This window comes from Proteus columbae (assembly GCF_002777965.1).
Taxonomy (GTDB): domain Bacteria; phylum Pseudomonadota; class Gammaproteobacteria; order Enterobacterales; family Enterobacteriaceae; genus Proteus; species Proteus columbae.
In genome coordinates this window covers 110299-124888 of the sequence record NZ_NGVR01000030.1, presented here as the reverse complement: position 1 = coordinate 124888, position 14590 = coordinate 110299, and the positions used below count along the sequence as shown (strand labels likewise).

Below are 14590 nucleotides of genomic sequence, written 5' to 3'. Positions count from 1 at the left end.
TTACTTGTGAAATGTCTTATCAGGATTATGTCAACTCGCTAGTGCCCTTTCTTATTGTGTGAAGTGATAACGTGAGGTTATAGAAATGAGCCAAGAAGATCGTAAGACAAATGTTCCCGACTTTCTTTCCGAATTGGACGCTGGCGTTTTTGAAAATAAAGTCTCTGCTGTTTTAAATGATGTGGCTTTAGGCGTTTTAAATAATGGTGGAAAAGGCAAAGTCACTATTGAATTAGATATTGCTCGCCTTAGTAATTCAATGGAAGAAAAACGAGTTGAAATAACTCATAAACTTAAATTCTCTGCACCAACACCACGCGGGAAACGGGCCGAAGAAGACACCACCAAAACACCAATGTACGTGGGTAAAGGTGGTAAGTTGACCATTATGCAAGAAGACCAAGGTCAATTATTTTCTTTGCAGGGTCAGCCCGACGGGAAATTAAAATCCGTTAATTAGTTTCCTTATTTTTAATTAAACCTATCCATTTAATTTAATGCTTTTAAATAAGTAGGAGTTTATTCATGTCTCAATTAGACGGTAATGCTATTTCGCAAATTCAAAATATGGCGGTGGCTTCATTAAGTCTCGATGCAATAAAGAAGTCTCTTTGCCCTGCCATTGTTCTTCCTAATGACTTTAAAGTAAGTAGTTTAGAAAACTTACAAGAAGGTCGCTTCCGTTTCCGTGGTGAAATGAAAACAACAAGCATCAGTGATTTTGTTAAATACTCAATCAAGAATGCAATTGATGAAGGTGTTAGCTGCTTTATTGATGCCAATGAAATGAGTGCCAAAACTATTTTCAATATCGGCACAATTGGTGAGCCTGGTCATGCTGATAATACGGCTCTTGTGAAATTAAAACAAACAGCCCCATTCGCAGCACTATTAAAAATTGATGGTGTCAAACATCGTCAAAAAGAATTAGCGGAATGGTTAGAAGACTGGCGTGATTATTTAATGGCGTTCGATGCTGACGGTAATGTTCTAGATATCAAACAAGCTATTTCTGCTGTTCGCCGTATTACGATTGAATCAACACGCTCTGCTGAACATGAAGATCACGATTTTAGTGCCAAACGTTCAGTATTAGAAAATGTTGAAGCAAGAAGCAAAGATGTTATGCCAACAGCATTCCAGTTCACCTGCACTCCGTATGACGAGTTAAAAGAACGTAACATTAAATTGCGTTATAGCGTACTTACTGGCGGTGATGTTCCTACCTTAGTGCTCCGTATTGTTCAACTTGAAAACCTTGAAGAACAAATTGCTCAAGAGTTTCGCAATCTGCTTTGTGATGAATTCGATGAAAGTGAAATCGAAACATTCATTGGCAAATTTTCAGCTTAATTATTAATTAATCGCCATCTTATTGGTGGCGATATTACTCAAATAGGAATAACTGAAAATGGCTAACGGATCAGTAAACAAAGTAATTCTTATCGGCAATTTAGGGCGCGATCCTGAAATTCGCTACCTGCCTTCTGGTGGTGCTGTTGCCAATTTAGCTGTGGCCACAAGTGAAAAATGGCGTGATAAAAAAACGGGTGAAAATCGCGAAAAAACAGAATGGCATCGTGTTGTTTTGTTTGGAAAGCTGGCAGATATCGCAAGTGGCTATTTGTGCAAAGGCTCTCAAATTTATATTGAGGGCCAACTACAAACGCGCGAGTGGGATGATAACGGCGTTAAACGCTATGCAACTGAAATTGCTGTAAAGGTTGGCGGTTCAATGCAGATGTTAGGCGGTGCTAGTAAATCAGCAGGATCACAACCGGCACAGCAAAACCAACTACCAGCTCAACCTCAAGCCCAAAGTAATCAGCCACCAATGGATTTTGAAGATGATATTCCTTTTGCTCCAATTGGACTTATGTATCCACGATATTTTATTAATATGCTTTAGAAGGGGAACTTTCGACAGTAGATTAGTCACACGGATGTGAGTATGATTCTGATATTTACGCTTGGAACACGCTATGATTACATTATCAGAAAGAATTAAAAGCTTAATTTTTTGGATATCAATATCATTAATATTTTTAATTATATTTGGCATCTTCATTATTGATATATTTGCCACTGATGCACAAGATAAAGAAAAGTTAAGCATTGTTTTTTCTTATTTATCTACAGTATTTGCTTTCTTATCCGCATTGGGTTTATTTACAACAATTATTATTTACTTTAGACAAAGGAAAGACTTGGAAATTTTAGAAAAAATCAAGGATAGAAAATTAACAGAAGCATATTTTAACATATTCAAAAATTACACTGAAAAATTAATAATAATAACAAAGCAATTAATTGAATTTAAAAAATTAATTAATGATGAAAATTGTAGATATGTTGATGTTATTATTGGTGAAAATATATATGCATTTGTAGCATTAGATTCAAAAAATGAACAAATAAGCAATGCAACAATATACGAATTTGATATAGACTCACTATCTCTAATATATGCAAACTCAACATCATCAAACCCAATAATATCTTTAAATTATTATTATTTATATGATTTTAGTTCAAAATCAAAAATAATTATTGACAATTTAATTATTAAAATAAAACAAAGAAATAGCAAGCAAGACGCAACGGAGTTCTTAAACACAATAAATTTAGAAGACTCTCTATTATTCTTATCAGATATAGAGAATGACTTTAAATTATATTTCGACGAATTATAAAACCTTACACTATCAGAGGATTTTATATTTAAGTCCAGAGGATATTATGAAACCGATACTTGATATGTGTTGTGGCTCTCGTATGTTTTATTTTGATAAACAAGATAACCGTGTTTTATTTAATGATATTAGAGCCGAAGAACATATTTTATGTGACGGGAGAATTTTAAATATAACACCAGATATTATTTCTGATTTTAAAAATCTTCCATTTCCTAATAATACATTTTATCAGGTGCTGTTTGACCTCCTCATTTAATTAGAGTAGGTAAAAATAGCTGGATGTTTAAAAAATACGGTTCGTTAAATAAAAATTCATGGAAAGAAGATTTAAAAAAAGGATTTACTGAAGCATTTCGTGTGTTAAAGCCAAATGGAACCTTATTGTTTAAGTGGAATGAAACTCAAATACCCGTTAAACAAATATTAGCTTTAACTAATGAAAAACCAACTGCCGTTCAGCGTGTAGGGAAAAACGATAAAACACATTGGATGGCGTTCTATAAAGGAAATCAGTAAATAATTACCACCAGCATTATTTAAACTGTGTACGGACAGTGTGGAGAGAAAATATGTCAGCACTAATAAAATATATAAAAATGAAAGAAATGGTTCAATTGACAGGGAAAAGCAAAACTACGTTATGGAGAATGTATGCAAAGAGAAAGGAATTCCCAAAACCACAAAAAACAAAAGGTGGTACGTTTTTAGGCTGGCCAGAACATGTCTATGAAGAGTGGGTTAGAAGTGAAAAGCTATAATGCTAACTTGACCCGTTACTTGACCCGCATCTCTTGCGGGTTTCTTTTTAAAATCTCGTAACTCATTGATTTTAAATGGTACGCCCTACAGGATTCGAACCTGTGACCTACGGCTTAGAAGGCCGTTGCTCTATCCAACTGAGCTAAGGGCGCCTAGAAGAACTTAGACGTCAGCAAGAGTGCTGATAACGGGTGTGAATTATACGTTCAACATTCTGAGAGTCAACGCTTTTTCAACGATATCAAACTATATGGTCAAAATATGGCAAGTATTCGACTGACAGATTGCTCTTGATCTGACAAAATAGACCAATACCGTAATTGAATAATTTGGATGTATAGATGTCAGCAAGAATTATAGATGGGAAATCGATTGCGCAGACCATCAGAAGCGAAGTTGCAGAAAAAGTAAAACAACGTATTAATGCAGGAAAACGAGCGCCTGGTTTAGCTGTTATTTTAGTGGGTGATAACCCTGCATCACAGATTTATGTTGGAAGTAAACGCCGCGCTTGTGAAGAAGTCGGTTTTATTTCTCACTCTTATGATTTACCAGATACTACCAGTGAAGCAGATTTATTAAATCTAATCGACCAGCTTAATGAAGACAACACTATTGATGGTATCCTCGTTCAGCTCCCTTTACCTGCCGGAATTGATAATGTTAAGGTTTTAGAACGCATTCATCCTGATAAAGATGTCGATGGCTTTCACCCTTACAATATCGGCCGCCTATGCCAACGTGCACCTAAATTACGCCCTTGCACACCTCGCGGTATTGTCACACTACTAGAGCGTTGTAATATTCCTATGAATGGCTTAAATGCCGTTATTATTGGTGCATCAAATATTGTTGGTCGCCCAATGAGCTTAGAGCTATTACTTGCGGGTTGTACAACAACAGTTACTCACCGTTTTACTAAAGATCTGCGTTTTCATGTTGAGCACGCGGATTTAGTCGTTGTGGCAGTAGGTAAACCTAACTTTATTCCTGGTGAGTGGATTAAACCGGGTGCAATCGTGATTGATGTCGGTATAAACCGTCTTGAAAGTGGTAAAGTTGTCGGGGATGTTGATTTTGAAGCAGCATCTCAACGTGCAGGCTGGATTTCTCCCGTCCCTGGTGGTGTAGGTCCAATGACAGTCGCCACTCTTATTCAAAATACTTTGCAAGCATGCGAAGAATATCACGACCCTGAAATAGGAAATAATTAATCGATGGAAACATTTCAATTAGATGGGCACGACTATGTCGAGCTTTGTGATTTATTAAAACTTCAAGGTTGGACTGAAAGCGGAGCTGCTGCTAAAAGTGTCATTGCTGAAGGTTTAGTAAGTGTTGACGGTGAAGTTGAAACCCGTAAACGCTGTAAAATTGTTGCTGGAAAAGTTGTCACCTTTGGTGAGTTTTCCGTTAGCGTCAGCAAATAATCAGCAAATTAATTAATATTGAAAAAGCGTCGCTATCTCAGCCTCGCTTTTTTTCTTTTTAATCCTTTTTTACCTTCAATACGCTTTTTCTTCCTCTTTTTTCTTATTTATTTATATTTAAAAAAATAAATCAACATAACCATTTGAATAAAAACAAAATTATTAAATTTAATTTAATGTGTTTAAATTTAGATCATCATTTTTAAGCTTATCTATGGTTATAATCTCCTTTCACAGTTCAGCAAATTGTACATTTTATAAAAAAACAGATAAAAAGAAGTGCTATAAGTTATTATTTTATATATGGATAACACTTTTTAACCATTACTGTAAAACTTCAGCAACAAACCTTTTTATTGATACTTTTGTTCGTTTATTCATGTTTAAATGCACTAAAATGTGATTTAGATCTAATTTATTTCTACTTTCATTAGGCAAAAGAACATTGTTTGTACTAAATTACAGGTTATAATTTGAAACGATTCAGCCTAATGATACTATTTTAGTTGTTATTTTGTGATATTTAAGTCTTTTTTGCCCTTTATCTAACAGGAGATTTTATGCTCGGCTTACCCACTCAAGGTATCTCTGTCTTTGCTAAATTACAGCAAAAATCGATGCCTGTTCTTTTATTTAAGGTAAGGAACTAGCATGAAACGCAGAGTAGCAACCATCACACTTAACCCTGCATATGATCTTGTTGGTTTAAGTAATCCTATTGAACTTGGTGAAGTTAATCGTGTTAAAACGGCTGGCTTTCATGCTGCGGGTAAAGGCATCAATGTGGCTAAAGTTTTAAAAAGCCTTGGTGTTGATGTCACTGTTGGGGGTTTTTTAGGTAAAGAAAACCAAGATGGATTCCAAAAAGAGTTTAGTGACTCTGGTATCGCCAATCGTTTTCAAATGGTTGAAGGCCGAACTCGTATTAATGTCAAACTCACGGAACCTAATGGTAAAGTGACTGACTTCAACTTTTCTGGTTTTGAAATCACAAAACAAGACTGGACTCGCTTTGTTAACGACACGCTAAGTTGGGCGGGTCAATTTGATATGATTTGTGTCAGTGGTAGTGTTCCTCCTAGCGTTGATCTCAATGATTTCACTGCATGGATGACTCGCTTACGTAGCGAATGTATGTGTTTGATCTTCGACAGTAGCCGAGATGCTTTTGTCGCTGGATTAAAAGCCTCCCCTTGGCTTGTTAAACCTAATCATCACGAATTAGAGATTTGGGCAGGTAGACCTTTACCTGAACTTTCTGATGTTGTGCAAGCGGCACAAGCATTACGTCAGCAAGGTATTGCTCACGTTGTAATTTCATTAGGTGAACAAGGCGCGATGTGGGTTAATGCATCAGGAGCATGGATGGCGAAACCACCTAAATGTGATGTCGTAAGTACAGTCGGAGCTGGAGATTCAATGGTTGGTGGCTTAATTTATGGTTTAATGATGCGACAAACCAGCGAACACACCTTACGTCTAGCGACTGCCGTTTCTGCACTTGCTGTGAGCCAAACCAATGTTGGTATTCATGATCGCGAACAATTAGCAAAAATGATGGCAGAAGTAGAATTAACCCCTCTAAAATTATAAGTAATAACACTCAGTGGTAAATTGAATAATATTAAGTAGAATTACCACTGCCTCAATTAAATATTTTAACGCTAGGTTATAAAAAATCCAAAATAGAATCTCTTTAATTGATTAATATTTATTTATTATTAAATCAAACTTTATTTTTTCTATTTATTCGATAAACTTCACTTTAATAAAAATTAATAAAGATATTCTAAAGCCAATAAAAACTTATTTCTGTTTTTAGGAGAAGTTATGGAAAGGCCCATAGTACTTTTATGGATCCAAGTTATTTCAGTATTATTTTTAGGTGTAAGTTTATTTATATTAGTTGCTGGGGCACCGATTTATTTATTAGCAATGGCAATGGGTGGCGGTCAAACAATGCTATTGGGATTGTCCATCATGCTATGTCTAATTATAACAATGATAATGCAAGTTACAGCATGGATAAAACTAGCTAGAAATAGTAGAAATGCTTACTCTTTTTTAAAAATCTCATGGGTATGTTTATCTATTTCGCTCTTTTTTATACTTAGTATCTCGATGTCATTAACAAATATGTCTGAAGTTGGCTTTGTTGTTTTTTCTATTGTCGTTATTTTAACACATCGACTCTTTTTCTCTGAAAATGTAATTGCTTATTTTGAAGATAAACAAAAAGATAGCGAAAGAGAAACCCGTATTATTAGTCAATAAGTTAATCATCAGACAAAAAAATATCGGATATTTAATATCCGATATTTTTATATTAAACACGCATTAAGTGTAATTACTCAATTGTTGTATTAATTATTACGACGCCAAACTGTTCCTTGAGGACCATCTTCTAAAACAATCCCCATCGCTGTTAACGCATCACGAGCAACATCAGCTGCTGCCCAGTCTTTATTTTTACGAGCATCGTTACGCTGTTGAATTAATGATTCAATTTTTTCAACTTCACCAGCATCATCCGCTTTAGCACCACTTTGTAAGAAGTACTCAGGCTCTTGCTCTAACAAACCTAATACTTTAGCAAGTTTACGTAATACTGCGGCTAAGCCATTCGCTGCATTCATATCAACCGATTTTAGACGATTAACTTCACGCGCTAAATCAAACAAGACTGAATAAGCTTCTGGTGTATTGAAATCATCGTTCATAGCATCAATAAATTGCGCTTCAAATGCTTCGCCACCCACTGGCTGTGCATTTGCATCAGTGCCACGTAATGAAGTATAGAGGCGCTCTAATGCAGTACGAGCCTGTTTTAAGTTTTCTTCAGTGTAATTAAGTTGACTACGATAATGGCCTGATAATAAGAAATAACGCACCGTTTCAGCATCGTAATAAGCCAATACATCACGAATAGTAAAAAAGTTATTAAGTGATTTAGACATTTTTTCTTTGTCTACCATCACCATACCAGAGTGCATCCAGTAATTAACATAAGGGCCATCATGGGCACAAGTTGATTGCGCTATTTCATTTTCATGATGAGGGAACATTAAATCTGAGCCACCACCATGAATATCAAAATGATGTCCTAACTCTTTACCATTCATCGCAGAACATTCTATATGCCAACCCGGACGCCCCTCTCCCCATGGAGATTCCCAGCTTGGTTCACCCGGTTTGGACATTTTCCATAAGACGAAATCCATTGGGTTGCGTTTTACATTAGCCACTTCAACTCGAGCACCAGCTTGTAGTTGCTCTAAATCTTGGCGAGAAAGTAAGCCATAATCAGGATCGGTATCAATCGCAAACATCACATCACCATTGTCGGCAACATAAGCATGTCCACGTTTAATTAGCGCTTCTGTTAATTCAATAATTTCTGCAATATGGTGTGTTGCACGAGGCTCTGAATCAGGGCGAGCAATATTTAATGCATCAAAATCTTTGTGCATTTCAGCTAACATACGAGTGGTTAATTGCTCACATGTTTCATTATTTTCAATCGCACGTTTGATGATTTTATCATCCACATCCGTTACGTTACGAACATAGTTAACATCGTATCCTAAGTAACGCAGATAACGGGTTATGGCATCAAAAGCCACAAATGTACGTCCATGACCAATATGGCATAAGTCATAAATAGTGATGCCACACACGTACATACCTATTTTTCCTGCATGAATAGGTTTAAATTCTTCTTTTTGGCGAGTGAGAGTATTAAAAATCTTTAGCATCAGTGGACGTTCCCGTTTTCAACTGTACGTGTTTATTACGTTTTTATATAAAAGAAAATAACTACTACTATAACATGATATTAATTAGGATATTGGATCTTGAAGGCAAAGCAAACTCAAGATTAAGGTTTTTATCTTACTCTGCTTAGCGCTTATTTTCACTGTTCAATCATTGATAGTGAACAATCAAACTTCTATTATTTGGCTAAATTTTGGCGAAAAGTGTTTTTTCCTTCTATTACTGATTTATTTAGCAAGAAAAAGTAGAGCGAGAAAAAGATGCATACTGACTAAATTAGGCAACTGTGATATAAAAACGGGACTGTTGTTTATGCCCAAATCTGGGTAAAGCTAAAATTATATTAGGATCTGAATATGGTTACTTTTCATACCAATTACGGCGATATCGTGATTAATACATTTGCAGACAAAGCACCTGCAACCGTAGAAAATTTTTTAGACTACTGTAAAGAAGGATTCTACGATAACACTATTTTCCACCGTGTCATCAATGGTTTTATGATCCAAGGTGGTGGTTTTGAACCGGGTATGAACCAAAAAGCGACCAAAGCACCTGTAAGAAACGAAGCAAACAATGGCCTAGCAAACAACCGCGGTACATTAGCAATGGCTCGTACAAATGATCCACATTCTGCTACTGCTCAATTCTTTATCAACGTTGCAGACAACGATTTCTTAAACTTCCGTGCTGAAAATGCAAATGGTTGGGGATATTGTGTCTTTGCTGAAGTTGTTGAAGGCATGGATGTTGTTGATAAAATTAAAGCTGTTTCCACAGGTCGTAGCGGTTTCCACCAAGATGTTCCTCGTGAAGATATCGTCATTAAAAGTGTAACAGTTAGCGAATAAGCCTCACTTTTTATGTGTACGCTTTTTATTGCAGACCTGCATCTAAGTGAACATGAACCGGCAATCACTGCCGGTTTTCTTCGCTTTTTAAAAGAACAAGCCATTCATGCAAAAGCACTTTATATCTTAGGTGACTTTTTTGATTTTTGGATAGGTGACGATGATCCCAATCCTTTACATCAGCAAATTGCTCAAGCTCTGATGACGCTAAAAAAGGCAGGGGTGCCTTGCTATTTTATTCATGGAAATCGTGATTTTTTAATTGGCTCTCGTTTTGCAAAAGAGAGTGGTATCACCTTACTTCCACAAGAAAAAGTGCTCGAAATTGAACAGCATCGTATCTTAATTTTACATGGTGATACGCTTTGTACGGATGATGAAGCTTATCAACGCTATCGTAAAAAAGTACATAATAAATTTATTCAGCGCTTATTCTCACTACTACCTCTATTTATTCGACTGCGTATCGCTGACAAAATGCGCTCACGTAGCCAGCACGAAAATCAGTACAAATCAGATGCCATTATGGATGTTAACCCGCAAGCGGTGATAGACACGTTTAAACATTTCAATACAGAATGGATGATCCACGGTCATACGCATCGCCCGGCAATTCATACAGTCAACATTGATGATAAAATACATTATCGTGGTGTATTAGGTGCTTGGCATACTGAAGGTTCTATGTTTAAAGTGACTGCTGAAAAAATAGAACTTATTCACTTTCCCTTCTAAGTTGTTTTGCTTATTTTCTTTATAAAAAGGCTGTTTTTTCTTTACGCAAACGTTTTCCTATGCGTGTTAGCGTGATACTATCATGCTCAGTTTATTAGGCTATATCCGTTTATGCTTACAGGAGCAGTTAAGTAATGTCTTCTCAAGTTGGTCTAAATACCTCTTCCGCTCGTATCGCCATTGTAATGGGCTCTAAAAGTGACTGGGCAACAATGTCTCATGCCGCTGATGTACTAGACGCACTACAACTTCCTTATCATGTCGAGATTGTCTCTGCACACCGTACCCCTGATAAGCTATTTAGCTTTGCAGAACAGGCTAAAAGTAATGGCTTTGATATCATTATTGCAGGAGCAGGCGGTGCAGCTCATTTGCCGGGTATGCTGGCAGCAAAAACACTCGTTCCTGTATTAGGCGTTCCTGTTCAAAGCGCAGCATTAAGTGGTGTTGATAGCCTTTACTCTATTGTACAAATGCCGAAAGGCATTCCTGTGGGAACATTAGCAATTGGTAAAGCAGGCGCTGCCAATGCTGCTTTATTAGCCGCTCAAATTTTAGCGTTACACTCTCCTACTATTTTTGAAGCACTAACAGCATGGCGCACAGCACAAACTGACGATGTATTAAATAACCCTGATCCAAGGGAGGCACTATGAAGCCAGTTTGTGTTCTTGGAAATGGTCAATTAGGGCGAATGCTAAGACAAGCTGGTGAGCCTTTGGGAATTGCGGTTTATCCAGTGGGATTAGATGCAGAGCCAGAAGCCGTTCCCTATCAAAAAAGTATAATCACAGCTGAAATTGAGCGATGGCCTGAAACTGCACTCACCAAAGAGTTAGAACGTCATACTAACTTTGTAAATCGTGATATTTTTCCATTGCTTGCTGATAGATTGCCTCAAAAACAACTTCTCGATGAACTGGACTTAGCAACGGCACCTTGGCAACCATTAACGTCACCAACACAATGGCCTGATATCTTCGCTCAACTGGGTGATTTTATTATTGTAAAGCGCCGAGTTGGTGGTTATGACGGTCGCGGTCAATGGCGCATTCATCCCGGTGAAGAACAGCAATTACCTGCTGAAATTTATGGTGAATGTATTGTTGAGCAAGGTATTCCCTTTTCTGGCGAAGTGTCATTAGTGGGTGCAAGAGATTGTAGCGGAAACTGTGTTTTCTACCCTTTAACTCACAATCTTCACCAAGATGGCATTTTGCGCATGAGTGTTGCATTGCCACCCCCTGCATCAGAACTACAACAATCAGCAGAAAAAATGCTGACTGCCATTCTTAATAAACTCAATTATGTCGGTGTAATGGCGATGGAGTGCTTTATCGTTGGTAATAAATTACTTATTAACGAATTAGCCCCTCGAGTTCATAACAGTGGTCATTGGACACAAAATGGTGCCTCAATTAGCCAGTTTGAATTACACCTTCGTGCAATTTTAGATTTACCCATGCCAAAACCAGAGGTTTGCCAACCTGCAGTAATGGTTAATTTGATTGGTACTGATATCAATCCTCAATGGCTTTCATTGCCATTAGTTCATTTACATTGGTATGAAAAAGAAGTTCGCCCTGTTCGCAAAGTGGGCCACCTCAATCTTGTGCATCGCGATAATCATCCCCTGAAAGAGACACTCAAATCATTAAGCTCAATGCTTGATGATGCCTATCAGTACCCTATCAAATGGGCTTTAGAAAAATTAAGCTAGCAGTCCGACTCATAAAGTTAGAGAATAATAGCCTTTAAACGAACAGACCTCAGATAAAGAGGTCTGTTATTCGCTATTTTCTCCTGATTATTCAGGTTACTGCACCCATTTGATGGAGTCAGGATGCAAGCCACGCAACAGATTTTTGGGCCCGCTTATCAGTGGAGTATGCTGATATTATTGGGTTTTGTGTATTTTTTAGCTACCGCAACCACATTTACCTCTTTAGGTGTTGTTCTTCCTAGTATGATAAACGAGCTAGAGTGGAACTGGACTCAAGCAGGCCTCGGCTTTACGTTATTAGGATTAACCTGCGGTCTTGCGAGTTTTTTACCTACATTACTGATCCGTAAATTAAGTGTTCGTCTTACACTACTTATTGGGTTGATCATTTTTGTCAGTGGTTTCTATTTTCTTTATGAAACATACACCATTGCACGTTATTTTCTTGGTACTGCACTGTTAGGTATTGGTTTTACACTACTGGCTACCGTACCTGGCACTTATGTTATTTCCCGCTTATTTGAAAAACAGTCCTTTGCCTTTGGTGTCTATTTTACCATTGGTGGATTGGGTGGTGTTGCTGGGCCTTGGATCTACTTTTTAGCAACCCATTTATGGCATACATGGCGAATGCACTGGCTTATTTCAGCGATCACACTCACCGTTGTAACTCTTCTCACCATTCTATTTTTACGCGAAGGTAGTAAAGAACAAGAGCACGCAAAAAAAATTAGCCAACTTCAAACCACAAAACGTATCTATCAAACTAAAGAGATTTGGACAGCTCGTCATGCTTTAAGAACATGGCAATTTTATGTTATTGCTGCGACTTACACGGCTTTTTTATGGTGTGGGATCACGGTCAATAGTTTTGCTGTTGCACATATTATTGAAAATGGTTTTGGTGAAACTATTGCCGCAACACTATTAAGTAGTATGGCATTTATCAATGCTTTCTCACGCTTAGCAGGTGGAGCTATTGGTGAATGGTTAGAACCTAAAAAATTACTTATCGCAAGCTTAAGCATTATCATTATTGGGTTACTTGCACTAAGTATGGCTAATTCTTGGATTTACCTGATCTTATTTACGGTTTGTGTTGGTATTGGTTATGGCATGACGTTCTTAGCATCAAGTATATTGCTTGCTAACTATTTTGGTCGCTCCCCTTATCTTGAGCTATTTTCAGTGATGAATTTAATTTCAACACTGGCTTGTTTAGCGCCTTTCTTTGCTGGGGCAATCAAAGATATTTCAGGTAGTTTTACACCTGCATTCTTGATTTTAACCATACCTGTTTTGCTGATTTTAGCGGTCACTCTGTTTATGAAACCACCGGTTTATCCTAAATTTCAGCATGCCAGTGAGCAACCAGAAGAACCTAAAGTAACAAGGTAATTAAACCTATATAAAAGCACTTTCGAAGGAGATGTTAAGCTGATGAATGATGCATTAATAATAAAATACTCAATAGGTATAGGGATTGCTTTAGCCTGTTTTGTGGGTTTTGTCGTCGTATCTCTTTTTCATGACAAAAAGAAAAAACGTCGTCGAAATATTATTATTCATATTAGCCAAGCCATTTTCCTATGTAGTTTAGTGATTATCTTAAGCCAATATTGTGAAATGGCTGTCGTTGATTTTAATCTCCATTTTATCTCTTTTAGGATGATTAATTTCTTTACTTACGTCGGCATTGCATTAATTTTAATGAGAAAGTTTTTCTTACTGATTAACCAACTAGAACAAGCTCAAATTAAAAAAGGCAGTGATCCTACTTCTGCGCGTATTATTTCTCGCATATTCAAAATCACTCTATTTGTCATTATTATTTTATTGTTCGGTGAGCATTTTGGTATGAGCTTATCCGGCTTAATGACATTTGGAGGATTAGGTGGTATCGCCATTGGCATGGCAAGTAAAGATGTATTAAGCAATCTTTTCTCTGGTGTCATGCTCTATTTCGATCGTCCTTTTAATATTGGTGATTGGGTACGTTCTCCCGACCGTAATATTGAAGGTACAGTAGTCGAAATTGGCTGGCGTATTACCAAAATCATTACTTTTGATCATCGACCACTTTATATTCCCAACTCTATTTTTTCCTCAATTAGTGTGGAAAACCCAGGAAGAATGACGAATAGACGTATCCAATCTGAAATTGGCTTACGTTATGAAGATTCAGATAAAATTGGTGTTATCGTCGAAGATATTCGTACCATGCTAATGCAAAATGACAAAATCGATACGCAGCAAACGTTATTGGTCTATTTTAACCAATTTGCAGACTCTTCACTCAATATCATGGTGTATTGTTTTACTAAAACAACCGTATGGGCACAGTGGCTTGAAGCGCAGCAAGAAGTCTATTTAAAGATAATTGAGATTGTGCATAAACATGGAGCTGATTTTGCCTTTCCATCTCAAACGCTTTATGTCGAAAAAACCTCTCCAATTACCCAATAATAGAAAATGGATAAGTTTATTCCCTCATAGACTTATCCATTCACTCACGCATTAAAATAGTGATTTATGCACTTCAAATGCATAAATCACCTTAATTATCTTTTAATTTATTTCAATCACATTCACAACCAAGTATATTGTTCGCCAATTCTTCTA

At 36.9% G+C, this 14590-nt stretch carries 16 protein-coding genes, 1 tRNA gene and 1 pseudogene; 16 read left to right on the top strand and 2 right to left on the bottom strand.

All coding sequences use genetic code 11. From position 1 onward, the window contains the following. The first annotated feature begins 85 nt into the window (after positions 1-85). The 6 genes and pseudogenes from CBE70_RS16355 (at position 86) to CBE70_RS16330 (ending at position 3454) form a co-directional block, all read left to right on the top strand. Positions 86-460 (top strand): hypothetical protein, encoded by a 375-nt coding sequence (locus CBE70_RS16355; RefSeq protein ID WP_006533955.1) that lies wholly within the window; start codon positions 86-88, stop codon positions 458-460. Positions 461-525: 65 nt separating this feature from the next. Continuing rightward, positions 526-1353: a YfdQ family protein gene (locus CBE70_RS16350; protein WP_100160157.1), complete on the top strand. Its 828-nt coding sequence runs from the start codon at positions 526-528 to the stop codon at positions 1351-1353. Positions 1354-1411: 58 nt separating this feature from the next. Further along, on the top strand, positions 1412-1909 hold the full coding sequence (gene ssb, locus CBE70_RS16345; RefSeq protein ID WP_100160156.1) for a single-stranded DNA-binding protein: 498 nt from the start codon (positions 1412-1414) through the stop codon (positions 1907-1909). A 73-nt stretch (positions 1910-1982) separates the two neighbouring features. After that, positions 1983-2693, top strand: coding sequence for a hypothetical protein (locus CBE70_RS16340; RefSeq protein WP_100160155.1), 711 nt, complete (start codon positions 1983-1985; stop codon positions 2691-2693). A gap of 46 nt (positions 2694-2739) precedes the next feature. Then, a pseudogene (locus CBE70_RS16335) lies at positions 2740-3212 on the top strand (SAM-dependent methyltransferase). A 53-nt stretch (positions 3213-3265) separates the two neighbouring features. Beyond that, positions 3266-3454: a helix-turn-helix transcriptional regulator gene (locus tag CBE70_RS16330; protein ID WP_099660096.1), complete on the top strand. Its 189-nt coding sequence runs from the start codon at positions 3266-3268 to the stop codon at positions 3452-3454. Positions 3455-3530: 76 nt separating this feature from the next. Here the strand turns inward: CBE70_RS16330 and CBE70_RS16325 are convergent. Then, a tRNA-Arg gene (locus CBE70_RS16325) sits at positions 3531-3607 on the bottom strand. Between the two features lie 189 nt (positions 3608-3796). On the opposite strand from CBE70_RS16325, the gene folD reads away from it, so the two are divergent. From folD to CBE70_RS16305, 4 genes are all read left to right on the top strand, one after another. Further along, the gene (gene folD / locus CBE70_RS16320; protein WP_100160154.1) at positions 3797-4669 is read left to right on the top strand and encodes a bifunctional methylenetetrahydrofolate dehydrogenase/methenyltetrahydrofolate cyclohydrolase FolD; all 873 of its coding nucleotides are present in this window, start codon (positions 3797-3799) and stop codon (positions 4667-4669) included. A 3-nt stretch (positions 4670-4672) separates the two neighbouring features. After that, the gene (gene ybcJ / locus CBE70_RS16315) at positions 4673-4885 is read left to right on the top strand and encodes a ribosome-associated protein YbcJ (RefSeq protein ID WP_023582608.1); all 213 of its coding nucleotides are present in this window, start codon (positions 4673-4675) and stop codon (positions 4883-4885) included. Between the two features lie 651 nt (positions 4886-5536). After that, a complete protein-coding gene (gene fruK, locus CBE70_RS16310; RefSeq protein WP_099074707.1) occupies positions 5537-6478 on the top strand; it encodes a 1-phosphofructokinase in 942 nt (313 codons plus the stop codon). Positions 6479-6715: 237 nt separating this feature from the next. After that, positions 6716-7159: a hypothetical protein gene (locus CBE70_RS16305; RefSeq protein WP_100160153.1), complete on the top strand. Its 444-nt coding sequence runs from the start codon at positions 6716-6718 to the stop codon at positions 7157-7159. An 89-nt stretch (positions 7160-7248) separates the two neighbouring features. Here the strand turns inward: CBE70_RS16305 and cysS are convergent, their stop codons facing one another. Next, positions 7249-8640 carry a cysteine--tRNA ligase gene (gene cysS / locus CBE70_RS16300; RefSeq protein ID WP_100160152.1) on the bottom strand — a complete coding sequence of 464 codons (1392 nt, stop codon included), beginning with the start codon at positions 8638-8640 and terminating at the stop codon, positions 7249-7251. Between the two features lie 375 nt (positions 8641-9015). Between cysS and ppiB the strand changes: the two genes are divergently transcribed. The 6 genes from ppiB (at position 9016) to CBE70_RS16270 (ending at position 14434) form a co-directional block, all read left to right on the top strand. After that, complete coding sequence (gene ppiB / locus CBE70_RS16295; RefSeq protein ID WP_006533972.1) at positions 9016-9510, top strand: peptidylprolyl isomerase B; 495 nt, start codon at positions 9016-9018, stop codon at positions 9508-9510. A gap of 12 nt (positions 9511-9522) precedes the next feature. After that, the gene (locus CBE70_RS16290) at positions 9523-10245 is read left to right on the top strand and encodes a UDP-2,3-diacylglucosamine diphosphatase (protein ID WP_100160151.1); all 723 of its coding nucleotides are present in this window, start codon (positions 9523-9525) and stop codon (positions 10243-10245) included. Between the two features lie 134 nt (positions 10246-10379). Further along, a complete protein-coding gene (gene purE / locus CBE70_RS16285; RefSeq protein ID WP_100160150.1) occupies positions 10380-10901 on the top strand; it encodes a 5-(carboxyamino)imidazole ribonucleotide mutase in 522 nt (173 codons plus the stop codon). Continuing rightward, positions 10898-11965 (top strand): 5-(carboxyamino)imidazole ribonucleotide synthase, encoded by a 1068-nt coding sequence (gene purK / locus CBE70_RS16280; protein WP_100160149.1) that lies wholly within the window; start codon positions 10898-10900, stop codon positions 11963-11965. The genes purE and purK overlap by 4 nt, the downstream gene beginning before the upstream one ends. A 123-nt stretch (positions 11966-12088) precedes the next feature. Next, positions 12089-13366, top strand: coding sequence for an MFS transporter (locus tag CBE70_RS16275; protein WP_100160148.1), 1278 nt, complete (start codon positions 12089-12091; stop codon positions 13364-13366). Positions 13367-13408: 42 nt separating this feature from the next. Then, positions 13409-14434: a mechanosensitive ion channel family protein gene (locus tag CBE70_RS16270; protein ID WP_100160147.1), complete on the top strand. Its 1026-nt coding sequence runs from the start codon at positions 13409-13411 to the stop codon at positions 14432-14434. Positions 14435-14590 lie beyond the last annotated feature (156 nt).

Bases quoted from the DNA above. Each gene is read 5' to 3' on its own strand.
- CBE70_RS16275 (WP_100160148.1), top strand. From the start codon at position 12,089: ATGCAAGCCACGCAACAGATTTTTGGGCCCGCTTATCAGTGGAGTATG.
- folD (WP_100160154.1), top strand. From the start codon at position 3,797: ATGTCAGCAAGAATTATAGATGGGAAATCGATTGCGCAGACCATCAGA.
- cysS (WP_100160152.1), bottom strand. From the start codon at position 8,640: ATGCTAAAGATTTTTAATACTCTCACTCGCCAAAAAGAAGAATTTAAA.
- CBE70_RS16330 (WP_099660096.1), top strand. From the start codon at position 3,266: ATGTCAGCACTAATAAAATATATAAAAATGAAAGAAATGGTTCAATTG.
- ssb (WP_100160156.1), top strand. From the start codon at position 1,412: ATGGCTAACGGATCAGTAAACAAAGTAATTCTTATCGGCAATTTAGGG.
- CBE70_RS16340 (WP_100160155.1), top strand. From the start codon at position 1,983: ATGATTACATTATCAGAAAGAATTAAAAGCTTAATTTTTTGGATATCA.
- ybcJ (WP_023582608.1), top strand. From the start codon at position 4,673: ATGGAAACATTTCAATTAGATGGGCACGACTATGTCGAGCTTTGTGAT.
- CBE70_RS16290 (WP_100160151.1), top strand. From the start codon at position 9,523: ATGTGTACGCTTTTTATTGCAGACCTGCATCTAAGTGAACATGAACCG.
- purK (WP_100160149.1), top strand. From the start codon at position 10,898: ATGAAGCCAGTTTGTGTTCTTGGAAATGGTCAATTAGGGCGAATGCTA.
- CBE70_RS16355 (WP_006533955.1), top strand. From the start codon at position 86: ATGAGCCAAGAAGATCGTAAGACAAATGTTCCCGACTTTCTTTCCGAA.
- fruK (WP_099074707.1), top strand. From the start codon at position 5,537: ATGAAACGCAGAGTAGCAACCATCACACTTAACCCTGCATATGATCTT.
- ppiB (WP_006533972.1), top strand. From the start codon at position 9,016: ATGGTTACTTTTCATACCAATTACGGCGATATCGTGATTAATACATTT.
- purE (WP_100160150.1), top strand. From the start codon at position 10,380: ATGTCTTCTCAAGTTGGTCTAAATACCTCTTCCGCTCGTATCGCCATT.
- CBE70_RS16270 (WP_100160147.1), top strand. From the start codon at position 13,409: ATGAATGATGCATTAATAATAAAATACTCAATAGGTATAGGGATTGCT.
- CBE70_RS16305 (WP_100160153.1), top strand. From the start codon at position 6,716: ATGGAAAGGCCCATAGTACTTTTATGGATCCAAGTTATTTCAGTATTA.
- CBE70_RS16350 (WP_100160157.1), top strand. From the start codon at position 526: ATGTCTCAATTAGACGGTAATGCTATTTCGCAAATTCAAAATATGGCG.